We start from the raw sequence: 23,387 nt of genomic DNA, 5'->3' as shown, positions 1-23,387 counted from the left end.
CTAAGACGTTCTCGGCCGCCGACGCAAGGATGACGGCTGCGGCGCCGCTCACGTTGTGGCTCGCTACCCCGGCCAAGCGGCCACAACGTCGCGTACGGCTCACGTTGCGGCTCGCTACCCAGACCAAGCGGCGACAACGTCGCGTACAGCGCTCACGTCGTGACTTCGCGCTGCCCCGACCAGGCGGCCCACAACGTCGCGTACGCACCACCCGCGGCCACCAGCTCGTCGTGCGTTCCGGTCTCGACCACGGCGCCCGCGTCGAGGACCACGATCCGGTCCGACGCCGCCGCCTGGGTGAGCCGGTGCGCCACGACCAGCCCGGTCCGTCCGGACAGCGCCGCCGCCGCGGCCGCTTCGAGCGTCTTCGCGCCCGCGCTGCCCGCCTCGGCGGTGGCCTCGTCCAGGATCGCCACCGGCGGGTCGGCCAGCACCAGGCGGACCAGGGCGAGCTGCTGCGCCTGCGTGACGGTGAGCTGGTGCCCGCCCTCGCCGACGACGGTCGCGAGCCCGTCCGGCAGGGCCTCGGCCCAGCCGAGCGCGCCGACGGCCGTCAACGCGGCCCGCAGCTCCTCGTCGCTCGCCTCGGGGCGGGCGAGGCGCAGGTCGTCGGCCAGGGTGCCGCTGAAGACGTGCACCTCCTGGCTGATGAGCGCGACCGTGCGCCGGGTCTGGGCCGGGCCCAGCTCGTCGAGCGGGACGCCGCCGAGCGACACCGCGCCGGAACTGGCCCGGTGGATGCCGGCGACGAGCTTCGCCAGCGTCGTCTTCCCGGCGCCGCTCGCGCCGACCAGCGCGACGCGCTCGCCGGGGGAGAGGTCGAGGTCGACCTCCCGCAGCACCGGGTGACCGTCCACATAGGAGTGACCGACCGCGGTCGCCTTGACCGAGGAGTCCACCGGCCGCCCGGGCCGCTGCGGTTCGGCCGGTGCGGGCAGGTCGGCGACGCCGATCAGCCGGGCCAGGCTCGCGGCCGCCGCCTGCGCGTCGTCGACCAGTGCGAGGGCGGTGTTGATCGGGCCGAACAGGCTGTGGAAGTAGAGCGCGGCGGCGGTCGCGACGCCGACCGTCGCCAGGTTCGCGCCCACCAGCAGGTAACCCGCGGCGAGCACGGCGGACAGGCCGATGAACTCGGCCAGGTTCAGCCGCCCGAAGAACCGTGTCACCAGCCGGATCCCGCGCAACGCCAGCTCCACCGCGCCCTCGGACCGGGCCCGGACGCGCTCCACGTGCTGGTCGGCCAGCCGGAACGCGCGCACGGTCTTGGCGCCGCCGATGGTGTCCAGCAACTGCTGCTGCTGCGAGCCGACAGCGGCGCGCTGCGCGGCGTAGAGCGGCTTCGCCTGCCGCACGTACCAGCGGACGGTGTGCAGCTGGATCGGCACGGACAGCAGCGCGGCGACCAGGAACCGCCAGTCGAGCAAGGCCATCGCGCCGAGTGTCAGCACGATCGTCAGCACTGAGCGGCCCAGCTCCGGCAGCGCCTCGCGCACGGCTTCGGCGACCACTGAGACGTCGTTGGTGACGCGGGTGGTCAGGTCGCCGGAGCCGGCCTTCTCGACCTGTTCCAGCGGCAGGCTCAGGGCGCGGTCGACGAACCGCTCGCGCAGGTCGGCCAGCATCGTCTCGCCGAGCCGGGCGAGCATCGACACGCCCAGCGCCGTCGCGATCGCCGACACCACCGCGACCAGCACCAGCGACACCACAGGGGTGACCAGGTCCGTCGCCGGCCGGTGCTGCGCGACCAGGTCGACGACCCGGCCCAGCAGCGGCGCGGTGAGCAGGCCGACCGCCGTGGCGCCGACGATGAAGGCGAACGAGCCGAGCGCGCGGCCCTTCGAACGGCGAATCAGGTCGCCGAGCACGGCGCGGATCCGGGGGCCGCCGGCCGTCGGCAGGAGCTCACGGCCGGTCGTGACAGCGTCGTTCATGACAGCACCGCCGCGCGGTAGTCGGCGCGCTCTCGGACCAGCCCGGCGTGGTCGCTGTCGGCGACCACCCGGCCGTCCTCGAGCAGCACCACTCGGTCGGTGGCCGCGAGCAGCGCCGGGCTGGTGGTGACGACGATCGTGGTGCGGCCGCGGCGGAGCCGGGCGACCCCGTCGGCGATGCGGGCCTCGGTCACCGTGTCCACCGCCGTGGTCGGGTCGTGCAGCACGAGCACCGGGGCGTCCCTGGCGAGCGCGCGGGCGAGCGCGACGCGCTGCCGCTGCCCGCCCGAGAGCGACCGCCCGCGCTCGGTGACCGCCGTGGCCGTGCCCGAGGGCAGCGTGCTCGCCACCTCGTCGGCGGCCGCGGCGGACAGCACGCCGTCGGACAGTCCGGTCGCTCCCGCTCGCACGTTCTCCTCCAGGGTTCCCTCGAACAGGTCGGCGTCGTGCGCGGCGACGAGCACGACCTCGCGGACCCGGTCCGGGTCCACTGTGGACAGGTCGGCGGCGTCGACCCGCACGGTGCCCGCCGCCGGGTCGGTGAACCGGCCGAGGCAGTCGAGCAGGTCGGTGGCCGCGGCGGGGTCGGTGGTGACCACGCCGAGCAGCTGGCCGGGTGGCACGGCGAGGTCGAGCCCGCGCAGCTTTCCTTGGGTGACACCGGAAAGCTCGACCCGGCCGCCGGCGGGCGCGGGCAGGCCGGCCTCGCCGTCCGGCACGGCGAGCGGCGCGTTCAGCACGGCCGCGACCCGGCCGGCCGAGGCGCGGCCCTGGGCCAGCTGCCCGTTGACCCAGGCGAAAATCGAGAACGGCGTCTGCAGGAACTGGGCGAGCCCGACCGCCGCGACGAGGTCGCCGATGGTGATGTCGCCGTTCGCGGCGAGGTTGCCGCCGACGAGGGCGACCAGGGCGATGAAGATGCCGGTCAGCGCGAGCAGCGCGCCGTTGTGCCAGGCCTGCGCGCGGGCCGCCTTCACCGTGGCCAGCAACGAGTCCTGGCTGGTCCGGCGGTACCGCGCGACCGCGGCGGGCTCCGCGCCGATGCCCTTGAGCACGCGCAGGCCCGCGACGAGGTCGGTCGCGACGCCCGAAGCGTGGGCCGCGCGCTCCTGTTCCACCTCGCTGCGCCGTTCCAGTGGCTTGCCGATCAGGTGCGCCAGCAACAGCAGCGGCGGCGTGCCCAGCAGCACGAGCAGCCCGAGCGGCACGGACATCCGCAGCAGCACCACCGCGCTCACCACGAGCCCGGCGAGCGCGGAGAACCCGAACGGCAGCACGGCGTCGACCATGCCGACGCGGCGCGCGTCGGAGGTGCCGACGCTCGCGAGCTCACCCGCCAGCGCGCCGTTTTCGGCGCCACCGCGCGGGTGCAGCACCCGGCGGCTGAGCCGCAGCCGGATGTCGTGCGCGGCGAGTTCCGAAGCCCGTTCGGCCGCCCGCGCGCCGAAGCGGTAGCTGTACGACAGGACCAGGAACACCACGCCGAGCACACCCAGCCATTGCACGAGCGTGAGCACGGAGCTGTCCGCGACGGCGCGGTCGATCACCACGCCGATCACGACCGGCACCAGTGCCTCGCCGCCCTGGTGGGTGGCGGCCAGCACGGAGGCGAGCACCACCGGCTTCCGCTGCCCGGCGATCGCGCTCCGCAGCACGTCCCGCCCGGTGGTCGCTGCAGCCGTCGTCACCGGCGCCCTCCAATCAGTCCCGCCTGCGCTCTGTCTTGATAGGTAAGGCTAGTCTAAGAACGGCTCCCGATGAGGTCCCGGTCCCCAGGAGGTTTCGTGGTCGTGAGCGCCAGTCCGCCCGTGCCGCGGGCGGATCCGCCGCCCGCACCACGCGCGCGAGCCCGGGCCCTGCGCGGCGCCGGCCTGTTGTGCGCGGCCGGCGTGCTCGTGCTGGTCATGCTGCTCAGCATCTGGGTCGGCTCGAAGGGCATCCCGTTCGCGTCCACCTGGTCGGTGCTGTGGCACAACGACGGCTCGGCCGACGCGGTGATCATCCACGACCAGCGGATCCCGCGGACGCTGCTGGGCGCGCTCGTCGGCGCCGCGCTCGGCCTGGCCGGCGCGGTGATGCAGGCGCTGACGCGCAACCCGCTCGCCGATCCCGGCCTGCTGGGCGTCAACAACGGCGCGGCGGCGGCGGTGGTCTCGGCCATCGCGTTCGCCGGGGTGACCGGGGTACTGGGCTACGTCTGGTTCGCGTTCCTCGGCGCGGCCATCGCTTCGGTGGCCGTCTACCTGCTCGGCACCGCGGGGCGGGCCGGCGCGACGCCGGACCGGCTGGTGATGTCGGGTGCGGCGCTGACCGCCGTGCTGCAGGCCTACATCGGCGCGGTGCTGCTGATCGACCCGGACACCTTCAACCAGTTCCGGTTCTGGAACGTCGGCTCGCTCAGCGGCCGCCGCGGCGACGTGCTGCTGCAGGTCTCGCCGTTCATCGCGGTCGGCATCATCCTGGCGCTGCTGCTCGCGCGGCCACTGAACGTGCTGGCGCTCGGCGAGCAGACCGGCAAGGCGCTCGGCGCGCACATCGGCCGCACGCGGGTGCTCGGCGCGATCGCGGTGACGCTGCTGTGCGGCGCGTCGACGGCGGCGATCGGGCCGGTCGCGTTCATCGGGCTGGCCGTGCCGCAGGCCGTGCGGATCATGGTCGGCCCGGACCAGCGGTGGGTGCTGCCGTATTCGATGGTGCTCTCGCCGGTGCTGCTGATCGGCGCCGACGTGCTCGGGCGCATCCTCAACCCGCCGGAAGAGCTGCAGGTGGGCATCGTGACGGCGTTCCTCGGCGCCCCGGTGTTCATCGCGCTGTGCCGTCGCCGGAAGCTGGCGCGCCTGTGAACGCGGTGAAGGAAAAACCGATTGGTACGGGCCGGGTTTCGGTCCGGGTGGCGCCGCGCGCGCTGGTCGTCGGGATCGTGCTGTTCGTACTGGTCTTCCTGCTGAGCGCGGTGAGTATGACGACCGGGGACTACCCGCTGTCGTTCGGCGACGTGGTGAAGACGCTGTTCGGCTTCGGCGACGCCGGGACCGAGTTCATCGTGACGACGCTGCGCCTGCCGCGGCTGCTGGTGGCGCTGCTGGTCGGCGGCGCGCTCGGGGTCAGCGGCGGGGTGCTGCAGAGCTTGTCCGGGAATCCGCTGGGCAGCCCGGACGTGATCGGCTTCACCGAGGGTTCGGCGACCGGCGCGCTGCTGGTGATCGTGCTGGCGCACGGCGGGTCTTCGTCGGTGGCGCTCGGCGCGCTGGCCGGTGGCCTGCTGACCGCGCTGGTGGTCGGGCTGCTCGCGTTCCGCCGTGGGGTGCAAGGGTTCCGGCTGATCCTGGTCGGCATCGGCGTGGCCGCCATGCTGACCGCGTTCAACTCGTACCTGATCACGCGCGCGTCCCTGCAGGACGCGTACTCGGCGCAGGCCTGGCTGGTCGGCGGGCTCAACGGGCGCGGCTGGGAAGAGGTCGTGCCGGTCGGGATCGCGGTGGTGATCCTGCTGCCGATCGCCTTCGGTTACGGCCGGCGGCTTTCGCTGCTGGAGATGGGCGACGACTCGGCGAAGGGCCTCGGGGTGCCGGTCGAACGCACCCGCATGGTGCTGATCGCGGTCAGCGTCACGCTGTGCGCGGTCGCCACCGCGGCTGCCGGGCCGATCGCGTTCGTCGCGCTCGCGGCCCCGCAGCTGGCGAAGCGGCTGGCCCGCTCGGCGCGGCCCACCCTGGTGTCGGCGGCGCTGATGGGCGCGCTGCTGCTCGTGGCGAGCGACCTGGTGACCCGGCTGGTCTTCGGCGAGGAGGGCCTGCCGGTCGGCATCGCGACCGGCGCCATCGGCGGGCTGTACCTGATGTGGCTGCTGTCGAGCCAGTGGCGGCGCAACCGGGGCTGACGGCGCGGCGCGGCCTCAGTGGATGGCGGCCTGCGGTTCGATCGGTGCGGGTTCGCCGAACCGGGCGAGTGCGAGTGCCGCGGTGACGGCGAGGACGAAGCCCGCGACGGCGATGGGGACGAAGCCGGGCGATGGTCCGGTGATCGGCCCGCAAGCCTGGCGGCCTGAGCGGGCCGCACCGCCGGAATCCGGGCTGAGCGAGCCGCGGGCGCGGCCTCAGTGGACGGTGGCCTGCTGTTCGATCGGTGCGGGTTCGCCGAACCGGGCGAGTGCGAGTGCCGCGGTGACGGCGAGGACGAAGCCCGCGACGGCGACGAGGACGAAGCCGGGCCGGGTGCGGTCGCCGAGCAGGACGATGCCGATCAGCGACGGCAGCACGGTTTCGCCGAGCACCATCATCGCGGTGGACGTGGTGACGCTGCCGCGTTGCAGGGCCGTGGCGTAGAACAGCATCGCCAGGCCGCCGGCGACGGCGACGATGTAGAGCGCCGGGTCGGTGAGCAGGTCCAGCGGCGCCAGGCTGGGCATGACCCGGCCGGAGATCGCGACGACCCCGAAGCACAGCCCCGCGACCAGGCCCAGCGCCGGCGTCCGCACGCGCCGGCTCGCCCGGCCCGCGGCGACGCCGGCCAGCCCGAGCACCACGACGGCGCCCGCGAGCACGAGCCGGAAGCCCAGCCCCACCTCGTTCGAGCCCTCACTCGCGGCCGAACCGCCGAGTAGCGCCAGCCCCGCGCACACCACGGCGACGGCCGTCCACTCGCGAGCCCCGAGCCGCACGCCGAACACCCGCGCGGCCACCGCCGTCACGGCCAGGCTGGCGGCCTGCGCCGCCTGCACGACGAACAGCGGCAGTACGTGCAGCGCGGCGATCTGCGCGACGAAGCCCAGGACGTCGAGGCCGAGGCCGAGCACGAACTTCCACTGCCGCAGCACGCGAAGCAGCAGCCGCGGGTCCACGCCCGCCCCCGCGTCCGGCGCCGCCTTGGCCGCGACGGCCTGCATCACGGACGCGACGCCGTACGCCACCGCGGAAAGCAACGCGCATAGAAGTCCCCACACCATGATCCCCACCCTATGCCGGGCGGCCTGCGGTACGCTCCTCGCCATGTCGAACAGCAGTTCGAGTGTCGAGCGGGCCTGGCCCGACCCCCTGAGCGGCGACGAGCTCACCGTCCAGACGCGGTTCCTGGACTTCCTGAGGGCCACGGCCGTGAACAAGCTCGCCGGGCTGTCCCGCGAGCAGGCGGTGGCGACGCCGCTGCCGGCGTCACCCCGGACGAGCGCGCTGGGGGTGGTGAAGCACCTCATCGCGGTCGAGCGCTGGTGGCTCTCGGTCGAGGCCGGCGGCGCGGCGCTGCCCTCGCTGTGGATGGGCTCGCCGGACCCGAGCTGGGACGTCGCGGCCGAAGACGACCCGGCCTCGGTGGTCGCCGCCTACCAAGAGGAGTGGGCGCACTCGGCGGCCTCGCTGGCCGGGCTGGCCGCCGACGACCGGACGAGGCGGTCGGGGGAGTTCACGGTGCGCTGGGTGCTGGCCCACGTCGTCCAGGAGACCGCCCGGCACGTCGGCCACCTCGACGCGCTGCGCGAGCTGGCCGACGGCGAAGTGGGGGAGTGACCGGCGGCGGATAGGCTGCCCCGCATGGCAGACCAGCTGTACTTCCGCCAACTGCTCGCCGGCCGGGACTTCGCGGTGGGAGACCCCCTCGCGACGCAGATGGTCAACTTCGCCTACCTGATCGGCGACCGCGAGACCGGGGAAGCGGTGCTCGTCGACCCCGCCTACGCGGTGCGGGACCTGCTGGACGTGCTCGCCGCCGACGACATGCGGCTCACCGGCGTGCTCGCCACGCACCACCACGCCGACCACGTCGGCGGGGAGATGATGGGCCTGCCGCTGCCCGGCATCGCCGAGCTGCTCGCGGTCGACCCGGTGCCGATCCACGTGAACGCGGACGAAGCCGAATGGGTCCGCCGCGCCACCGGCGTCTCGGCCACCGACCTGACCGCCCACGACCACGACGACGTGCTGACGGTCGGCTCGATCGGCATCCGCCTGCTGCACACCCCCGGCCACACGCCCGGCAGCCAGTGCTTCCTGGTCGGCGACCGCCTCGTCTCCGGCGACACGCTGTTCCTCGAAGGCTGCGGCCGCACCGACTTCCCGGGCGGCGACGCCGACGCGATCTACCGCAGCCTCCAGTGGCTGGCGGCGCTGCCGGGCGACCCGGTGGTCTACCCGGGGCACCAGTACTCGGCCGAACCGTCGGCGACGCTGTCTTCGGTGAAGCAGACGAACTTCGTCTTCCGGCCGCGTTCGCTCGCCGAATGGCACCGGATGTTCGGCGGCTGAGACACCCGGCCCGGTTTTCCCGCCTGCGCTGCCGAACAAACGCGGCACAAGCGGGTGCGGGGTTTCACTGCGTGGGAGCCTGCCGTCGTGCATTGACTTCGCCACCCGGTGACTTGATGCTCGGGGCATGAACCGCGCCGCGCTGCTCGTCAGGCGCCTGTTCGTCGATCTCCGGCAGCAGGCGAGCGCGGCCTGTCGTCGCCCCTGAGCGCGAATCCTCTTTCCCCGCACCGAAAACCCGGGAGAAATCCGTGTCGATTTCCACCACGGGCGTGCTGACGCGCGCCGATCCGGCCGCGTCCGGAGCACCGCCGCGGCGGGCCCGGCGGCGGCTGCCGTCGTTCCGCCGCTGGATCAGCCCGGTCGCGCTGCTGGTGGCCTGGCAGGTCGCCAGCGCCACCGGCGTGCTGTCGCCGGACAAGCTGAGTTCACCGTGGACAGTCCTGCAGAGCGGCATCGAAGTCGCGCGCACCGGCGAGCTGGGCGACGCGTTCGTCGTGTCGCTGGGCCGGGTGGGCGCGGGGTTCGCGCTCGGCGCCGCGGTCGGCGTGCTCCTCGGGATCGTCGCCGGCCTGTCCCGCTGGGGCGAGGCGCTCGTCGACCCGCCCGTGCAGATGCTGCGCACACTGCCGTTCCTCGGGCTGATCCCGTTGTTCATCCTGTGGTTCGGCATCGGCGAGGAGACGAAGATCGTGCTCGTCGCGCTCGGCGTCGCCTTCCCGCTCTACCTCAACGTCCACTCGGGAATCCGCACCGCGGACGAGCGGCTGGTCGAGGCCTCGCGGGCGCTCGGCTTCACCCGGGCCGAACGGCTGTGGCACGTGGTCCTGCCCGGTGCGCTGCCGCAGACGCTGGTGGGGCTGCGGCAGTCGCTCGGCCTCGCGTGGCTCGCGCTGATCGTCGGCGAGACCGTGAACGCCGACGCCGGCATCGGCTACCTGATCAACAACGCCCGCGAATTCCTCCGCACCGACGTGGTGGTGGTCGGCCTCATCGTGTACGCGGTGCTCGGCCTGGTCACCGACGCGCTGGTGCGCCTGCTGGAACGGAGGGCCCTGCGATGGCGCGCGAGCTGACCGCACCCGTGGTCGAGGTCCGCGGCCTGACCAAGCGCTTCGGCGACCGGACCGTCCTGAGTGGACTGAACCTGGAGATCGGCCGTGGCGAGTTCGTGGCTCTGCTGGGCCGAAGCGGCTCCGGCAAGTCCACGCTGCTGCGGGTCCTCGCCGGGCTGGACGGCGAGATCGAGGGCACCGCGGGCGTGGACGGCACGGTGTCCGTCGCGTTCCAGCAGCCGCGCCTGCTGCCGTGGCGGAAAGTGTGGCGCAACGTCGTGCTGGGGCTGCGCCGTGACGGCCGGTCCCAGGCGCGCAACCGCGCCGTCGCCGAACGCGCGCTCGACGAGGTGCGCCTGGCCGCCCACGCCGACGACTGGCCGCTGACCCTGTCCGGCGGCGAGGCCCAGCGCCTCTCGCTCGCCCGGGCGCTGGTGCGCGAGCCGGACCTGCTGCTGCTCGACGAGCCGTTCGGCGCACTGGACGCGCTCACCCGGATCGCGATGCACCGGCTCGTCGAAGACCTCTGGCGCAAGCACGCTCCGGCCGTGCTGCTGGTGACCCACGACGTCGACGAGGCGCTGCTGCTCGCCGACCGGATCCTCGTCCTCGACGAGGGCCGGATCGTCGCCGAACACGTCCTCGGCCAGGCCCGGCCGCGGACGCTGACCGACCACGCCGACGTGCGCACGCGCGTGCTGGCCGACCTGGGAGTGACCGAAGGTGCACCTGCGTAGCGCGAAGGCCGTGGCGGCCGCGGCCCTGATGCTGGGCGGGCTGACCGCGTGCTCGTCCACCAGCACGGCGACCGGGCCCGTGCCCGTGCCCGCCGCCGTTTCGCCGGCCGATCTGGCGAAGGTGACCCTGCGCGTCGGCGATCAGAAGGGCGGCGTGAAGTCCTTGCTCACGGCCGCGAACCAGCTCGGCAACCTGCCGTACCGGATCGAATGGTCGACGTTCACCTCCGGCCCGCCGCTGCTGGAGGCCGCCTCGGCCGGCGCGATCGACATCGGCCGCGTGGGCAACACACCGCCGATCTTCGCGGCCGCCTCGAAGGCGAAGATCTCCGTGGTCAGCGTCGCGAAGAGCAACGTGGAGCGCGAGGCGGTCCTGGTGCCGCCGGACTCGCCGCTGCAGAACGTCCAGGCGCTCAAGGGAAAGACCATCGCCGTGGCGAAGGGCAGCTCCGCGCACGGGCAGCTGCTCAACACGCTGAAGAACGCCGGGCTGACGACCAAGGACGTCAAGCTTTCGTTCCTGCAGCCCTCGGAGGCCTGCGCCGCGTTCACCCAGCACCAGGTGGACGCGTGGGCGATCTGGGATCCCTACACCGCGCAGGCGCAGCTCGACGCGCACGCCCGCGTGCTCGCGGACGGCCGAGGCAGCTCCAACGGGCTGGCGTTCGAGACCGCGAGCACGGCGGCGCTGGCCGACCCCGGCAAGAACGCCGCGATCAAGGACTTCGTGACGCGGGTGGTCAAGGCGCAGCTGTGGTCCGGCACCCACCACGACGAGTGGTCGAAGGTGTGGGCCACCGAAACCGGGCTCTCGCTGCCGGTCGCGCAGAAGTCAGTGGACGCCGGGCGCGACGTGCCGGCGCCGCTGGACGACTCCGTCATCGCGTCCGAGCAACAGCTGGCGGACGCCTTCACCGAAGACAAGACCCTCCCCGGGAAGGTGGACTTCGCCCAGTTCGCCGACCGTCGTTACGGCCCGGAGATCGAAGCCGCGAGGAGCAACGGATGAGCGTCAAGCTGCACTGGTTCCTGCCGACCACGGGGGACGGCCGGACGATCGTGGAACGCTTCCACGCCAGCAAGTCCTCCGGCCCGCGGGCGCAGCGCCCGGCTGACCTCGAGTACCTCGCGCAGGTCGCGCGCGCCGCCGAACAGCAGGGTTTCGAAGGCGTGCTGACGCCGACGGGCACCTGGTGCGAGGACGCGTGGCTGACCACAGCGGCGCTGATCCAGGAGACGCGGAAGCTGAAGTTCCTGGTCGCGTTCCGGCCCGGGGTCATCTCGCCGACGCTGGCCGCGCAGATGGCGGGCACCTTCCAGCGGCTGTCGCAGGGGCGGGTGCTGCTGAACATCGTCACCGGCGGGGACGCGGTGGAGCAGCGCCGGTTCGGCGACTGGCACGACCACGACGCCCGGTACGCGCGGACCGACGAGTTCCTGACCATCGTGCGCGGCGTGTGGTCGGGCCAGCCGTTCGACTTCGCGGGCGAGCATCTGAAGGTCGAGGGCGCGACCACGCTGGCCGCGCCGGACCCGGTGCCGCCGATCTACTTCGGCGGCTCGTCCCCGGCCGCGCTCCCGGTCGCGGCCCGGCACGCCGACGTCTACCTGACCTGGGGCGAGCCGCCCGCGCAGGTGGCGGAGAAGATCGGCAAGGTCAGGGAGCTGGCCGAGGCGGCGGGCCGCACGGTGCGCTTCGGCGTGCGGCTGCACACCATCACGCGCGACACGTCGGCGGAAGCGTGGGCGGAGGCGCAGAAACTGCTGGACGCGCTGAGCCCGGAGCAGGTGGCGAAGTCACAGGCGGTGCTGTCCGCCAGCGAATCCGTCGGCCAGCAGCGCATGGTCGCCCTGCACGGCGGCCGCCTCGGCTCGGGCGTGCGAGGCCTGGAGATCCACCCCGGCCTGTGGGCGGGCGTCGGCCTGGTCCGCGGCGGCGCGGGCACGGCGCTGGTCGGCAGCCACGAGGAGGTCGCGGACCTGATCGAGGAGTACCACGCGGCGGGCGTCTCGGAGTTCGTGCTGTCCGGCTATCCGCATCTGGAGGAGGCTTACTGGTTCGGCGAGGGCGTCCGTCCGGAACTCGCGCGGCGCGGGCTGCTCGCCGATGTCCCGTTGCTCCGCCGGGACGGCAACGCGGAGCGTGACGCAGCGGCGTTGTAGCGGTTCAGCTGTCGGAGAGCGTCCGAGACAGCGCGAGTGCCACGGTCCGGACCGCCGGAGCCACGCGTTCCGTGCGCATCCGCGTAGCCCACCCCGAGATCGAGACGGCGGCAACAGCATGCCCGTCCGGGGCCACAAGCGGGCTGGCCGCGCACACCACACCGACGCCGGATTCCTCGCGCTCGAACGCGATACCGTCGTCGTGGATGCGCGCGAGCTGGCGGCGCAGCAGGCCGGGCGCGGTGATCGTGCGGCTGCTGACGCGCGGCAGCCCGGCCTCGATCACTTGCGCCACCACGGATTCCGGCGAGTACGCGAGGATCGCCTTGCCCACCCCGGTGGCGTGCGCGGGGAACCGGCCGCCGATGCGCGAGGGCAGGTCGGGCGCGTCCGGCCCGCGCAGGACGTCGAGGTAGACCACCTCGGTGCCCTCCAGCACGGCGAGGTGCACGGTGTTGCGCGTCGCCTCGCGCAGGTCGGCCAGGTACGGCCGCGCGGCCTCGACCAGCCCACGGCGGCGCATGGCGAGCTGCCCGATTTCGAACAGCCGCAGCCCGAGCCGTAGCGCGGTCCCTTCCCGCTCCAGCAGGCCGGCGTCGGCGAGGTGCCCGGCCAGCCGGTGCACGGTCGTCTTGGCCAGCCCGGTGCGCCGCGCCAGCTCGGACACCCCGAGGGTGTCGTCACCCGGCCGGAACGCGCCCAGCACCGTCGCGATCCGGGCCGCGACGAGTCCGTCACCCCGTTCGCCGTCGTTCCGCCCAGTGGTACGCACAGGTTGAGTGTGCCCCATCGGGGCGAGGACTGTCGGGAACCATGGCGGAACGGAAGGTCACGGCCGCGATCGTCGGCCCGGGCAACATCGGCACCGACCTGCTGGCGAAGCTCCGGCGCAGCGAGCGGGTCGAAGTGCGGTACATGGTGGGCGTCGACCCGGCGTCCGACGGTCTGGCGCGGGCGGCGAAGCTCGGGCTGGAGACATCGGCGGAGGGCGTGGACTGGCTGCTGGCGCGCGCGGAGCCGCCGGAGATCGTCTTCGAGGCGACCTCGGCCAAGGCGCACCTGGCGAACGCGCCGCGGTACGCGGAGGCGGGCATCCGCGCGGTCGACCTGACCCCGGCGGCGATCGGCCCGTTCACCTGTCCCGCGGTCAACCCGCCGGAGCGGCTGGACGTGCCCAACGTCAACCTGATCACCTGCGGCGGCCAGGCCACCATCCCGATGGTGGCCGCGATCTCGCGCGTGACACCGGTGCCGTACGCGGAGATCGTCGCCTCGGTGTCCTCGCGCTCGGCCGGGCCGGGCACCCGCGCCAACATCGACGAGTTCACCGAGACCACCGCGCTCGGCCTGGAGCGCGTCGGCGGCGCCGCGAAGGGCAAGGCGATCATCATCATCAACCCGATGGAGCCGCCGATGATCATGCGGGACACCGTGTTCTGCGCGGTCGGCCCGGACGTGGACTTCGCGGCGGTCACCGAGTCGATCCACCGGATGGCCGAGGAAGTCCGGCGTTACGTGCCGGGTTACGCGCTCAAAGCCGACCCGCAGTTCGACCCGCCGCGGCCGGAGTGGCGGGGACAAGCGCGCATCGGCGTCTTCCTGGAGGTCGCGGGCAACGGCGACTACCTGCCGACGTACGCGGGCAACCTCGACATCATGACGGCCGCCGCCGCCCGCGTCGGAGACCTCTTCGCGGCGGAAATGGTGGCTGCGGCATGACCACTGTGGACGTGAGGCTGGTCGACACGACGCTGCGCGACGGCAGCCACGCGATGGCGCACCAGTTCACCGAAGTGCAGGTGCGCGAAACCGTGCGGGCGCTGGACGACGCCGGCATCTCGCTGATCGAGGTGACCCACGGCGACGGCCTCGGCGGCTCGACCTTCAACTACGGCTTCTCGCTCACCGACGAGCGCAAGCTGATCGAGGCCGCGGTCGACGAGGCGAAGCGGGCGAAGATCGCCGTCCTGCTGCTGCCCGGCCTCGGCACCGTCACCGACCTGCGCGCGGCCGCGGACCTCGGCGCCGGCGCGGTGCGGATCGCCACGCACTGCACCGAGGCCGACGTTTCGGTGCAGCACTTCGGCGCCGCGCGCGACCTCGGGCTGGAGACGGTCGGATTCCTGATGCTGGCGCACATGTCGGCGCCCGACGACCTGGCCAAGCAGGCCCGGATCATGGTCGACGCGGGCTGCCAGTGCGTGTACGTGGTCGACTCCGCGGGCGCGCTGATCCTGGAGGAGGCGGGCGACCGGGTCGCGGCGCTCGTCGCGGAGCTCGGCGGCGACGCGCAGGTGGGCTACCACGGGCACCAGAACCTGAGCTTCGGCGTGGCCAACTCCGTGCTCGCCCAGCGCGCGGGCGCGAAGCAGATCGACGGCTCGCTGGCGGCGCTCGGCGCGGGCGCGGGCAACTCGCCGACGGAGGTGCTCGCGGCGACGTTCGAACGGCTCGGCGTGAGCACCGGCGTCGACAAGGACGTGCTGATGGACGCGGCCGAGAACGTGGTGAAGAAGTACCTCACGCGGCTGCCGGTGATGGACCGGTCGTCGATCGTGCAGGGCTTCGCCGGCGTCTACTCCAGTTTCCTGCTGCACGCCGAGCGCGCGGCGGAGCGCTACGGCGTGCCGGCGCACGAGATCCTCTACCGCGTGGGCGCCGAACGGTACGTCGGCGGCCAGGAGGACATGATCATCGACATCGCGTTGCGGCTGCAGAAGGAAAAGGACTCGTGAGTGTTTATGACGGTTAGAACCGTCATAAACACTCACGAGTCAGTGGCGGCCGTGATCGAACGCGTCAGCCTCGAGCACCAGCCGGACGCAGTGCGCCACCAGGCGTTCGCGGCCGACGCGCAGGGTGCCGTCGAGGTAGGCGATGAAGACGTTGCTCAGCGCGCCGACGAGGCCGACCGCCACCAGCTGGCGGCCGGTTTCGTCGCCGCGGGTGAGCTGCTCGCCGACGAGCGCGGCGAACACCGGCATCAGGTGCAGCCCGCGACGGGTCAGCGCCGGGTCGGTCAACGGCGCGAGCAGCAGCACCCGGCCCAGTCGCGGGTCGTCGAGGACCAGCTCCACGAACGCCGTCACGGCTCGCTCGGCCCGATGCCGGGCATCCGGCGCGTCGCGGACGGCGGCGGTGAGTGCCTCGCGGGCCTGCTCGCCAACATGCTCGTAGACGGCCGCGACCAGCTCCTCGCGGTCGGCGAAGCTCTCGTAGAAGTACCGCTCGGTCAGCTTCGCGTGCCGGCACACGGCGCGGACGCTCACCGCCGCGCTGCCCTCGGTGCCGAGCAGGTCGAGCCCGGCGGAGACCAGCTGCTCCCGCCGCGCCGCCCGGCGGTCGTCCAGGGTCGTGCCCGCCCACGTCCGGCCCGGCATGTGCGCTCCTCTGTTGACTACGTACGTTGTCACATCCTAACCTGACAACGGCCGTGGTCAGTTGTCCGACGTGGCGAGGAGCCGCTGATGAGCAAGGACGAACCGGAGCCCCTGGGCCCGGACTCGCTGACGTGGAAGTACTTCGGCGACTGGCGCGGCCTGCTGATCGGGCTGTGGGCCGGCTCGATGCAGAACATGCACCCGGGCCTCGGTGCCGGCGTCGAGCAGCACTCGCGGTTCTTCGAGGAACGCTGGCAGCGGCTGTTCCGCTCGCTCTACCCGATCGGCGGCGTGGTCTACGACGGCCCGGCCGCGCACCGCACCGCGCTCGAGGTGCGGGGGTACCACGACCGGATCAAGGGGGTCGACGCGCGGGGACGCCGCTACCACGCGCTCGACCCGGACACCTTCTACTGGGCGCACTCCACGTTTTTCGTCAGCACCATCCTGATCGCCGACAATTTCATGGGCGGCATCGGCGAAGAGGAGAAGCGGCAGCTGTTCGACGAGCACGTCCGCTGGTGGCGGATGTACGACATGACGATGCGCCCGGTGCCGGAGTCCTGGGAGGACTTCCAGCGCTACTGGAAGCACATGTGCGCCGAGGTGCTGGAGGACAACAAGGCCACCCGCGACGTGCTCGACCTCCGGGGCCTGGCGAAGCCGCCGTTCCTGCCGTGGCTGCCGGACGCGCTGTGGCGCCCGCTCGCCGTGCTGGTCGCGCGGAACTTCGTGTGGCTCACCGTCGGCATGTACGACCCGGAGGTGCGCGCGCTGCTCGGGTTCAGCTGGTCCGACCGCGACGCCCGCCGCCACCGCCGGGCCGGGCAGCTGGTCAACGCGCTGTTCAAGCTCGTTCCGCGCGACCGCCGTTACCACCCGAGGGCCCGCGCCGGCTGGCGCCGCGCACGCGGGGAGGTGGCCGCGGGCGCGCCGTTGGTCGAGACTCCACGGAGGAACCTGCCGCCGCTCGCCGAGCGGGGCAAGCCGGAGCACTATTCGCCGAACGTCTGAGAGGAACGCGCATGAAGCTGGGCTACCACCTCGGGTACTGGGGCAGCGGGCCGATCCCGGGGGCGCTGGAGTCCGTGCTCGAAGCCGAACGGCTCGGGTTCGACTCGGTGTGGACAGCCGAGGCGTACGGCTCGGACGCGTTCACCCCGCTCGCCTGGCTCGGCGCGTCCACGAGCACGGTGAAGCTCGGCACCAACATCGTGCAGATGTCCGCGCGCACCCCGACGGCCACGGCGATGAGCGCGCTGACGCTCGACCACCTCTCGGGCGGCCGGTTCGTGCTCGGGCTGGGCGCGTCCGGCCCGCAGGTGGTGGAGGGCTGGTACGGGCAGCCGTACCCGAAGCCGCTGGCGCGCACGCGCGAGTACGTGGAGATCGTGCGGAAGGTGCTGGCGCGCGAGGAGCCGGTGACGCTCGACGGGCAGTTCTACCAGCTGCCGCTGCGCGGCGGCGCGGGGCTGGGCAAGGCGCTCAAGCCCACCGTGCACCCGCTGCGCGAGGACCTGCCGATCTACCTCGCCGCCGAAGGGCCGAAGAACGTCGCGCTGTCGGCGGAGATCTGCGACGGCTGGCTGCCGTTGTTCTTCTCGCCCAAGGCGGACGCGTTCTACCGCGCCGCGCTCGCCGAGGGCTTCGCGCGGCCGGGCGCCCGGCGGACGGCGGCCGACTTCGAGGTGCCGGCGTCGGTCCCGGTGATCGTGCACGACGACGTCGAGGAGGCGGCGAGCTGGATCAAGCCGGCGCTCGCGCTCTACATCGGCGGCATGGGCGCGAAGAGCGTCAACTTCCACCACGACGTGTTCGCCCGGCTCGGCTACGCCGACGTCTCCGACAAGGTGCAGGAGCTGTACCTGGCCGGGCGCAAGGCCGAGGCCGTCGCCGCGATCCCGACCTCGCTGGTCGAGGACACGTCGCTGATCGGCCCGGCCGCGAAGATCCGTGAGGAGCTGGCCGCGTGGGAGGAGACCGTGGTGACCACGCTGCTGCTGCGCGGCGACTCCGGCTCGCTGGCGAAGGTGGCCGACGCGCTGTCCTGACCGGCGAAGACCGGGCGGCGGCGGCCCGGTGCGGCCCGGTGCGTCCCGGCGGCGGACGGTGCGGGGTCGGCCCGGTACACGCAGTGCATTACGACGGTGGCACGATTCCTCCCGACCACTACCGGGGACCGGCGAAGATCGACTAGTCATGGCGTTCGTCGGACCGCCCTCGAGGAGGACCATTGGCGCCGCTGCCCCGCCGGACGAGATTCCGCTACTCGCTCGGCTCGTTCGTCACCGGCGCCTTCGGCACGGTGCCCGGCCTGCTCCTCCTGCCGTACCTGACCGACACCATGGCGGTGCCCGCCGCGGTGGCCGGCGTGATCGTGTTCGTGCCCAAGGCGTGGGACGTGCTGTTCAACCCGATCGCGGGCCGGCTGTCGGACGCGGACCTGGTGAAGACCGGCAGCCGGCGGCGGTTCCTGCTGCGCGGCGGCATCGGCGTGGCGATCCTGTTCGCCGTGCTGTTCGCCCACCCCGGCTTCGGCAGCCCGGGCCCGGACGCGACGTACGTGGTGATCGCGTTCTTCCTGTGCGCCACCGCGTACGCGTTCTTCCAGGTGCCGTTCAACGCGCTGCCCGCGGAGCTGACCGAGTCGGCCGAGGAGCGCACGAAGCTCACCAGTGTGCGGATCGGCGTGCTCGCCGTCGCCATCCTGGTCTCGGGCGGCGCGGCGCCGGCGATCACCGACGTGCTCGACGGTGTCGCGGGCTACCGGGTGATGGGCGTCGTGATGGCCGTGATCATCCTGGCCGCCACGATCGCCGTCTACACCGGCCTGAAGGGCGCGCCGGTCGGTTCGCTGCGGCCGAACGCGCTCAGCTTCAAGCAGCAGCTGCGCACCATCGCGCAGTGGCGCCCGTTCCGGTGGCTGATGGGCACCTACTTCATCCAGGCGCTCGGCATCGGCACGGTGCTGGCGGCGATCCCGTACTTCGCGCAGCACGTGCTCGGCGACCCGAGCTACCGCACGGCGCTGTTCGTCGGGTTCGTCGGCCCGGCGCTGGTGACGATGCCGCTGTGGCCGCGGCTGGGCCGTCGCTACGGCAAGCTCAACGGCTTCCGGATCGCGACCGCGGTGTTCACCGTCGGCCTGCTCGGGCTGATCCTGGCCAAGGAGCTGCCGTTCGCGCTCACCCTGGTCTTCGTGGCGCTCTCGGGCGTGGGCTACGCCGGGATCTCGGTGTTCCCGCTGGCGATCCTGCCGGACCTGATCACCGCCGAGGAGGAGCGCACGGGGGAGACCCGCGCGGGCATCACGGCGGGGGTGTGGACGGCGTCGGAGACACTCGGGCTGGCACTGGGCCCCGGCCTGTTCGGGATCGTGCTGCAGCTGGGCGGGTACGTGTCCAGCACGGACGCCACGGCCGCGCAGCCGGGCTCGGCGGTCACCGCGATCCTGCTCGGCTCGTCCGTGCTGCCGGCCGTGCTGATCGCGCTCGCCGCCCCGCTGCTGCGCCGCAAGGTGCTGGAGCCGAAGCCGGCCGCGCAGCCGTGACCGACGTGCTGGCCCAGCTGCGGGAGCTGCGCGCCGGTGACCTCCCGACCCACGGCGGGCGCACGCTGGCCTACGTCTACGACAGCGGTCTGTCCGAAGTGGACGAGATCGCCGCGGCGGCGCACGCGCTGGCCTCTTCGGCGAACGGCCTGGACCCGACCGCGTTCCCGAGCCTGCTGCGGATGGAGAACGACCTCGTCGCCACCACGGCCGGTCTCCTCGGCGGCGACGCGGAGACGGTCGGCACGGTGACCTCCGGCGGCACCGAGTCCTGTCTGCTCGCGGTGCTCGCCGCGCGCGACGCCCGGCCGGACCTCGCGGCGCCGAACCTGGTCCTGCCGGAGACCGCGCACGCGGCGTTCCACAAGGCGGCGCACCTGTTCGGCGTGCGCAAGGTCGTCGTGCCGGTGGACCCGGCGACCTTCCGCGCGGACCCCGCGGCGATGGCGGCGGCGATCGACGAGTCCACTGTGCTCGTGGTGGCCAGCGCGCCGTCCTACGCGCACGGCGTGGTGGACCCGGTCCCGGAGATCGCGGCCGCGGCGGCCGCGCGCGGCGTGCGGATGCACGTGGACGGCTGCATCGGCGGCTGGGTGCTGCCCTACCTCGCGCGGCTCGGCGCCGCCGTGCCGCCGTTCGACTTCCGCGTGCCCGGGGTGACGAGCCTGTCCGTGGACCTGCACAAGTACGCCTACTGCGCGAAGGGCGTCTCCGTGCTGCTGCACGCGAACGCCGGGCTGCGGCGGACGCACTACTTCGCCAGCGCGGACTGGCCGGGGTACACGATGCTGAACCCGACGCTGCAGAGCACCCGCTCCGGCGGCCCGCTCGCCGCGGCGTGGGCGGTGGTCCGCCACCTCGGCGACGAGGGTTACCTGCGCCTGGCGGAGGTGACGCGTGAGGCCGTCGCGCGGATCCGTGAGGGCGTCTCCGGGATCGACGGACTGCGGATCCTCGGCGACCCGGACTCGACGCTGATCGCCTTCACCGCCGCCGGCGCGGGGTTCGACCTGTTCACCGTCGCCGACGAGATGAAGGCGCGCGGCTGGTACGTGCAGCCGCAGTTCGCGCACGGGTCCTCGCCGCTGAACCTGCACCTCACCGTGACCGCCGCGAACCACGGCAGCGAGGCGGAGTTCCTGGCCGATCTGACCGGCTCGGTCACCGCTTCCCGGGCGGCGGGCCCCGTCACGGTCGACCCGGACGTGGCCGCGTTCGTTGCCGCGCTCGATCCGGAAACCCTTACGGCGGAACAGTTCGGCGGCCTGCTCGCCGCGGCGGGCCTGACCGGCGGCGACAGCCTGCCCGGCCGGATGGCCCCGATCAACGCCCTGCTGGCCACCGCCGCGGAACCCCTGCGGGAGCGGCTGCTGCTGGAGTTCCTGGGCGCGCTCTACACGCCCAGCCCGCACCAGTCCCGCTGAAAGTCCGTCAAGGCCTCCTTACCCGCGTCCGACGCGGGTAAGGAGGCCTTGACGGAAGTCGGCCGGTCCGGCGGTCACTGGTTACGCGAGGCGAGCCCGGCGGGCGCGGCGCCCAGCGCGGTGTGGATCGCGTCGGCCAGCGCCAGCGCGTCCTCTTCGGTCAGCTCCAGCGCCACCCGCGCGGACGGGCCTTTCGACGGGTTGAGGAAGTCGATGTTCACCGTGTGCGCGTAGCGGGCGTGCGTCGGGTGGTCGACGTACACCGTCGCCTCGCTGAGGCCGAACCAGCCCTGGGCGCCCTTGCCGCTGCCCTCGACGGCGATCTTCTCGGTCAGGTAGGTGCACATGCGCTTTGTCCCTTCTGGACGGTCGGACGGCGGGGGCGGTCAGGCGGCCAGGTGGCGGCCGTAGAACTCCAGGATCTTCTCCCAGCCGTCCTTGGCCGCCTCGGGGCGGTAGCTCGGCCTGTCGACGGCGAAGAACGCGTGCCCGGCGCCGTCGTAGGTGTGGAACTCGTGCTCCTTGCCGAGCCGGTCGAGTTCGGCGGCGAGCACCGCGGTCTCCTCGGGCGCGGGGAACTTGTCCTCGGCGCCGAAGATGCCCAGCAGCGGGGCGGGCAGCCGCGGCGCGAGGCCGAGCAGCGGTTTCATCGTGGCCGGCATCCCGGCGGGCGGCTCGTTGACCACGAACGCGCCGTAGCAGTCCACCGCCGCGTCGACGGGCAGCGAGCAGCCGGCCAGGAACGTCTGGCAGCCGCCGGAGCAGTGGCCGATCACGCCGACCTTGCCGTTCGCGTTGTCCAGCGACTTGAGGTACGCGGCCGCGCCTTCGACGTCGCCGACCAGCCGCTCGTCCGGCACCCCGCCGGCGGCGCGGACGGCCGCGGCGGCGGCGTCGTCCGGGCTCGCGCCCGGCGCCTCCCGCGAGTACAGGTTCGGGCACAGCGCGGCGTAACCCTCGGCGGCGAAGCGGCGCACCATCTCGGCATGTGGTGGATCACCACGACGCCGCCGCGCGGCGCGGGGTCCAGCGGCCGGGCCAGGTACTAATCCGACCGAAAGCAGGCGGATACGGGCTGCAGCTGACTTGCTCGTAGCGACTCTTTCCGCCGTGGCTGCCGTCGGATTAGTACCTGACGGCGCAGCACGCCTCGATCTCGTCGCCGCCGTGCCCGGTGATCGTGACGGTGCCCGCGGTGAGCGTGTCGTTCATCCGTTCTCCTTGTCCTGGACAGAACTGTCCTGGACGGGGCCGGAACTGTCCGGTTCGGTGTGGAAGTAGCGCTTGCCGCGGGACACCGAGGCGATCCCGGCGACCAGCGCCATCACGGCGGCCGCCGTGAAGACGATGACCAGCCCGTGGTGGAACGGGCCGGAGATCAGGCTGGGGAAGAACTCCTTGCCGGTCAGCGCGGCCGCGCCGGCCGGTGACAGTCCGGAAAGGACACCCGGGCCGAGCAGGTGTGCCATCGGGTTGCTGCCGAGGAACGCCGCGAACAGCGTGCTCACCGGCGGCAGCTGCGCGACGTTCGCGGCGACCGGGCCCGGCACGCCGTGCGCCAGCAGGCCGCCGGTCAGCGTCTGCGGCAGCGAGCCGGCCAGCCCGGCGATCATCAGCGAGAAGAACACGCCGATCGACAGCGCGGTGCCGGAGTTCTGGAAGGTCGCGCGCATGCCCGAGGCGACGCCGCGCTGGTGGTCGGGCACGCTGCTCATGATCGCGGAGGTGTTGGGCGCGGAGAACATGCCCTGCCCGATCCCGCTGATCACCAGCAGCGCGGCGAACGCCGGATAGCTGAAGTCCACCGGCAGCGCGAGCAGCCCGAGGAACGACCCGGCGACCAGCGCCAGCCCGCTGGTGGAGAACAGCCGCGCGCCGAACCGGTCGGAGAGGTAGCCCGACACCGGCCCGGCGATGAGGAACCCGACCGTCAGCGGCAGCAGGTAGATGCCCGCCCACAGCGGCGTCTTCTCGTAGGCGTAACCGTGCAGCGGTAGCCAGATCCCCTGCAGCCAGATGATCAGCATGAACTGCAGCCCGCCGCGCGCGATCGCGGTGAGCAGCGCGGCCAGGTTGCCCGCGCTGAACGCGCGGATCCGGAACAGCGAGAGCTGGAACATCGGCGCCTTCACCCGCGTCTCGATCACGCAGAAGCCGATCAGCAGCAGCACGCCGGCGCCGATCCCGCCGAGCACCCACGGGCTGCCCCAGCCGGTGGCCGCGCCGCCGTAGGGCTGGATGCCGTAGGTGATCGCGGCGAGCAGCAGCCCGGTGCCCAGTGCGAAGGTGAGGTTGCCGCCCCAGTCGATCCGGGCCCGGCGCGGCTCGCCGATCTCCCGCAGGCTGCGGATCGACCACACCGTGCCGAGGATGCCGAACGGCACGCTCACCCAGAACACCGCGCGCCAGTCGATCTCGGCGAGCAGCCCGCCGGCCACCAGGCCGAGGAACTGCCCGGCCAGCGCGGTGATCTGGTTGATGCCGAGCGCCATGCCGCGCTGCTCGCGCGGGAACGCGTCGGTGAGGATCGCCGCCGAGTTCGCGGTCAGCATCGACCCGCCCACGGCCTGCACGATGCGCCAGCCGATCAGCCACATCGCGCCGCCGGCCGCGTGGAACGGGTCGAACGACAGCGCCACCGAAGCGACGCTGAAGATCACGAACCCGACGTTGTACATCTTCACCCGGCCGAACATGTCCCCGAGCCGGCCGAGCGTCACCACCAGCACGGCGGACACCAGCAGGTAGCCCAGGATCATCCAGAGCAGGTAGCCGATGTTGCCCGGCGCCAGCGGGTCCAGCCCGATGCCGCGGAAGATGGCGGGCAGCGAGATGATCACGATCGACCCGTCGAGGGCCGACATCAGCACGCCGAGGGTGGTGTTGGAGAGCGCGACCCACTTGTAGCGCC

Annotated in this window: 22 protein-coding genes and 1 pseudogene; 14 read left to right on the top strand and 9 right to left on the bottom strand. The window is 72.8% G+C overall.

The window, feature by feature from the left end:
* Positions 1 to 152 precede the first annotated feature (152 nt).
* On the bottom strand, positions 153 to 1,931 hold the full coding sequence (locus OG943_RS13930; RefSeq protein WP_328610171.1) for an ABC transporter ATP-binding protein: 1,779 nt from the start codon (positions 1,929 to 1,931) through the stop codon (positions 153 to 155).
* A complete protein-coding gene (locus tag OG943_RS13925) occupies positions 1,928 to 3,619 on the bottom strand; it encodes an ABC transporter ATP-binding protein (protein ID WP_328610170.1) in 1,692 nt (563 codons plus the stop codon). The genes OG943_RS13930 and OG943_RS13925 overlap by 4 nt, the downstream gene beginning before the upstream one ends.
* A gap of 69 nt (positions 3,620 to 3,688) precedes the next feature.
* On the opposite strand from OG943_RS13925, the gene OG943_RS13920 reads away from it, so the two are divergent.
* Positions 3,689 to 4,774, top strand: a complete 1,086-nt coding sequence (locus tag OG943_RS13920; RefSeq protein ID WP_442874714.1) for a FecCD family ABC transporter permease — start codon at positions 3,689 to 3,691, stop codon at positions 4,772 to 4,774.
* A complete protein-coding gene (locus OG943_RS13915) occupies positions 4,771 to 5,811 on the top strand; it encodes a FecCD family ABC transporter permease (RefSeq protein ID WP_328610168.1) in 1,041 nt (346 codons plus the stop codon). The genes OG943_RS13920 and OG943_RS13915 overlap by 4 nt, the downstream gene beginning before the upstream one ends.
* Before the next feature lie 216 nt (positions 5,812 to 6,027).
* Here the strand turns inward: OG943_RS13915 and OG943_RS13910 are convergent, their stop codons facing one another.
* A complete protein-coding gene (locus tag OG943_RS13910) occupies positions 6,028 to 6,876 on the bottom strand; it encodes a hypothetical protein (protein WP_328610167.1) in 849 nt (282 codons plus the stop codon).
* Positions 6,877 to 6,919: 43 nt separating this feature from the next.
* Between OG943_RS13910 and OG943_RS13905 the strand changes: the two genes are divergently transcribed.
* Together OG943_RS13905 and OG943_RS13900 are read left to right on the top strand one after the other, a co-directional pair.
* Positions 6,920 to 7,432, top strand: a complete 513-nt coding sequence (locus tag OG943_RS13905; RefSeq protein WP_328610166.1) for a DinB family protein — start codon at positions 6,920 to 6,922, stop codon at positions 7,430 to 7,432.
* Positions 7,433 to 7,456: 24 nt separating this feature from the next.
* Positions 7,457 to 8,167 carry an MBL fold metallo-hydrolase gene (locus OG943_RS13900; RefSeq protein WP_328610165.1) on the top strand — a complete coding sequence of 237 codons (711 nt, stop codon included), beginning with the start codon at positions 7,457 to 7,459 and terminating at the stop codon, positions 8,165 to 8,167.
* Between the two features lie 64 nt (positions 8,168 to 8,231).
* Here OG943_RS13900 and OG943_RS13895 read toward each other — a convergent pair whose 3' ends face one another.
* Positions 8,232 to 8,432: a hypothetical protein gene (locus OG943_RS13895; protein ID WP_328610164.1), complete on the bottom strand. Its 201-nt coding sequence runs from the start codon at positions 8,430 to 8,432 to the stop codon at positions 8,232 to 8,234.
* Between OG943_RS13895 and OG943_RS13890 the strand changes: the two genes are divergently transcribed.
* From OG943_RS13890 to OG943_RS13875, 4 genes are read left to right on the top strand one after another with little or no spacing between them, the layout of a single operon-like run.
* Positions 8,419 to 9,243, top strand: a complete 825-nt coding sequence (locus OG943_RS13890; RefSeq protein ID WP_328610163.1) for an ABC transporter permease — start codon at positions 8,419 to 8,421, stop codon at positions 9,241 to 9,243. The two genes, OG943_RS13895 and OG943_RS13890, sit on opposite strands and share 14 nt — an antisense overlap.
* Positions 9,228 to 9,959 (top strand): ABC transporter ATP-binding protein, encoded by a 732-nt coding sequence (locus OG943_RS13885; protein WP_328610162.1) that lies wholly within the window; start codon positions 9,228 to 9,230, stop codon positions 9,957 to 9,959. The genes OG943_RS13890 and OG943_RS13885 overlap by 16 nt, the downstream gene beginning before the upstream one ends.
* Positions 9,946 to 10,968 (top strand): ABC transporter substrate-binding protein, encoded by a 1,023-nt coding sequence (locus OG943_RS13880; RefSeq protein ID WP_442874713.1) that lies wholly within the window; start codon positions 9,946 to 9,948, stop codon positions 10,966 to 10,968. The genes OG943_RS13885 and OG943_RS13880 overlap by 14 nt, the downstream gene beginning before the upstream one ends.
* On the top strand, positions 10,965 to 12,122 hold the full coding sequence (locus OG943_RS13875) for an LLM class flavin-dependent oxidoreductase (RefSeq protein ID WP_328610161.1): 1,158 nt from the start codon (positions 10,965 to 10,967) through the stop codon (positions 12,120 to 12,122). The genes OG943_RS13880 and OG943_RS13875 overlap by 4 nt, the downstream gene beginning before the upstream one ends.
* A gap of 4 nt (positions 12,123 to 12,126) precedes the next feature.
* Here the strand turns inward: OG943_RS13875 and OG943_RS13870 are convergent, their stop codons facing one another.
* Positions 12,127 to 12,894 carry an IclR family transcriptional regulator gene (locus OG943_RS13870; protein WP_328610160.1) on the bottom strand — a complete coding sequence of 256 codons (768 nt, stop codon included), beginning with the start codon at positions 12,892 to 12,894 and terminating at the stop codon, positions 12,127 to 12,129.
* Positions 12,895 to 12,935: 41 nt separating this feature from the next.
* On the opposite strand from OG943_RS13870, the gene OG943_RS13865 reads away from it, so the two are divergent.
* Both OG943_RS13865 and dmpG read left to right on the top strand, forming a co-directional pair.
* Complete coding sequence (locus OG943_RS13865; RefSeq protein ID WP_328610159.1) at positions 12,936 to 13,841, top strand: acetaldehyde dehydrogenase (acetylating); 906 nt, start codon at positions 12,936 to 12,938, stop codon at positions 13,839 to 13,841.
* Complete coding sequence (dmpG, locus tag OG943_RS13860; protein ID WP_328610158.1) at positions 13,838 to 14,857, top strand: 4-hydroxy-2-oxovalerate aldolase; 1,020 nt, start codon at positions 13,838 to 13,840, stop codon at positions 14,855 to 14,857. Before OG943_RS13865 ends, dmpG begins: the two co-directional genes overlap by 4 nt.
* Before the next feature lie 39 nt (positions 14,858 to 14,896).
* Here the strand turns inward: dmpG and OG943_RS13855 are convergent, their stop codons facing one another.
* Positions 14,897 to 15,502, bottom strand: a complete 606-nt coding sequence (locus OG943_RS13855) for a TetR/AcrR family transcriptional regulator (RefSeq protein WP_328610157.1) — start codon at positions 15,500 to 15,502, stop codon at positions 14,897 to 14,899.
* Between the two features lie 87 nt (positions 15,503 to 15,589).
* On the opposite strand from OG943_RS13855, the gene OG943_RS13850 reads away from it, so the two are divergent.
* The 4 genes from OG943_RS13850 (at position 15,590) to OG943_RS13835 (ending at position 20,476) form a co-directional block, all read left to right on the top strand.
* Positions 15,590 to 16,516, top strand: a complete 927-nt coding sequence (locus tag OG943_RS13850) for an oxygenase MpaB family protein (protein WP_328610156.1) — start codon at positions 15,590 to 15,592, stop codon at positions 16,514 to 16,516.
* 11 nt (positions 16,517 to 16,527) lie between these two features.
* Entirely contained in the window at positions 16,528 to 17,553 is a 1,026-nt protein-coding gene (locus OG943_RS13845; RefSeq protein WP_328610155.1) for an LLM class F420-dependent oxidoreductase, read from the top strand.
* A 182-nt stretch (positions 17,554 to 17,735) separates the two neighbouring features.
* Positions 17,736 to 19,052 carry an MFS transporter gene (locus OG943_RS13840; protein ID WP_328610154.1) on the top strand — a complete coding sequence of 439 codons (1,317 nt, stop codon included), beginning with the start codon at positions 17,736 to 17,738 and terminating at the stop codon, positions 19,050 to 19,052.
* On the top strand, positions 19,049 to 20,476 hold the full coding sequence (locus OG943_RS13835; RefSeq protein WP_328610153.1) for a pyridoxal phosphate-dependent decarboxylase family protein: 1,428 nt from the start codon (positions 19,049 to 19,051) through the stop codon (positions 20,474 to 20,476). The genes OG943_RS13840 and OG943_RS13835 overlap by 4 nt, the downstream gene beginning before the upstream one ends.
* Before the next feature lie 74 nt (positions 20,477 to 20,550).
* Here OG943_RS13835 and OG943_RS13830 read toward each other — a convergent pair whose 3' ends face one another.
* The 3 genes and pseudogenes from OG943_RS13830 to OG943_RS13820 form a co-directional block, all read right to left on the bottom strand.
* On the bottom strand, positions 20,551 to 20,823 hold the full coding sequence (locus tag OG943_RS13830) for a DUF6295 family protein (protein WP_328610152.1): 273 nt from the start codon (positions 20,821 to 20,823) through the stop codon (positions 20,551 to 20,553).
* A gap of 39 nt (positions 20,824 to 20,862) precedes the next feature.
* Positions 20,863 to 21,688: pseudogene (locus tag OG943_RS13825) on the bottom strand (dienelactone hydrolase family protein).
* Complete coding sequence (locus tag OG943_RS13820; protein ID WP_442874784.1) at positions 21,685 to 23,340, bottom strand: MFS transporter; 1,656 nt, start codon at positions 23,338 to 23,340, stop codon at positions 21,685 to 21,687. The pseudogene OG943_RS13825 and the gene OG943_RS13820 overlap by 4 nt, the downstream one beginning before the upstream one ends.
* Positions 23,341 to 23,387 lie beyond the last annotated feature (47 nt).

Source organism: Amycolatopsis sp. NBC_00345 (assembly GCF_036116635.1).
Taxonomy (GTDB): Bacteria; Actinomycetota; Actinomycetes; order Mycobacteriales; family Pseudonocardiaceae; genus Amycolatopsis.
The sequence above is the reverse complement of the archived record's forward strand: the minus strand, read 5'-3'. Positions and strand labels throughout refer to the sequence as shown.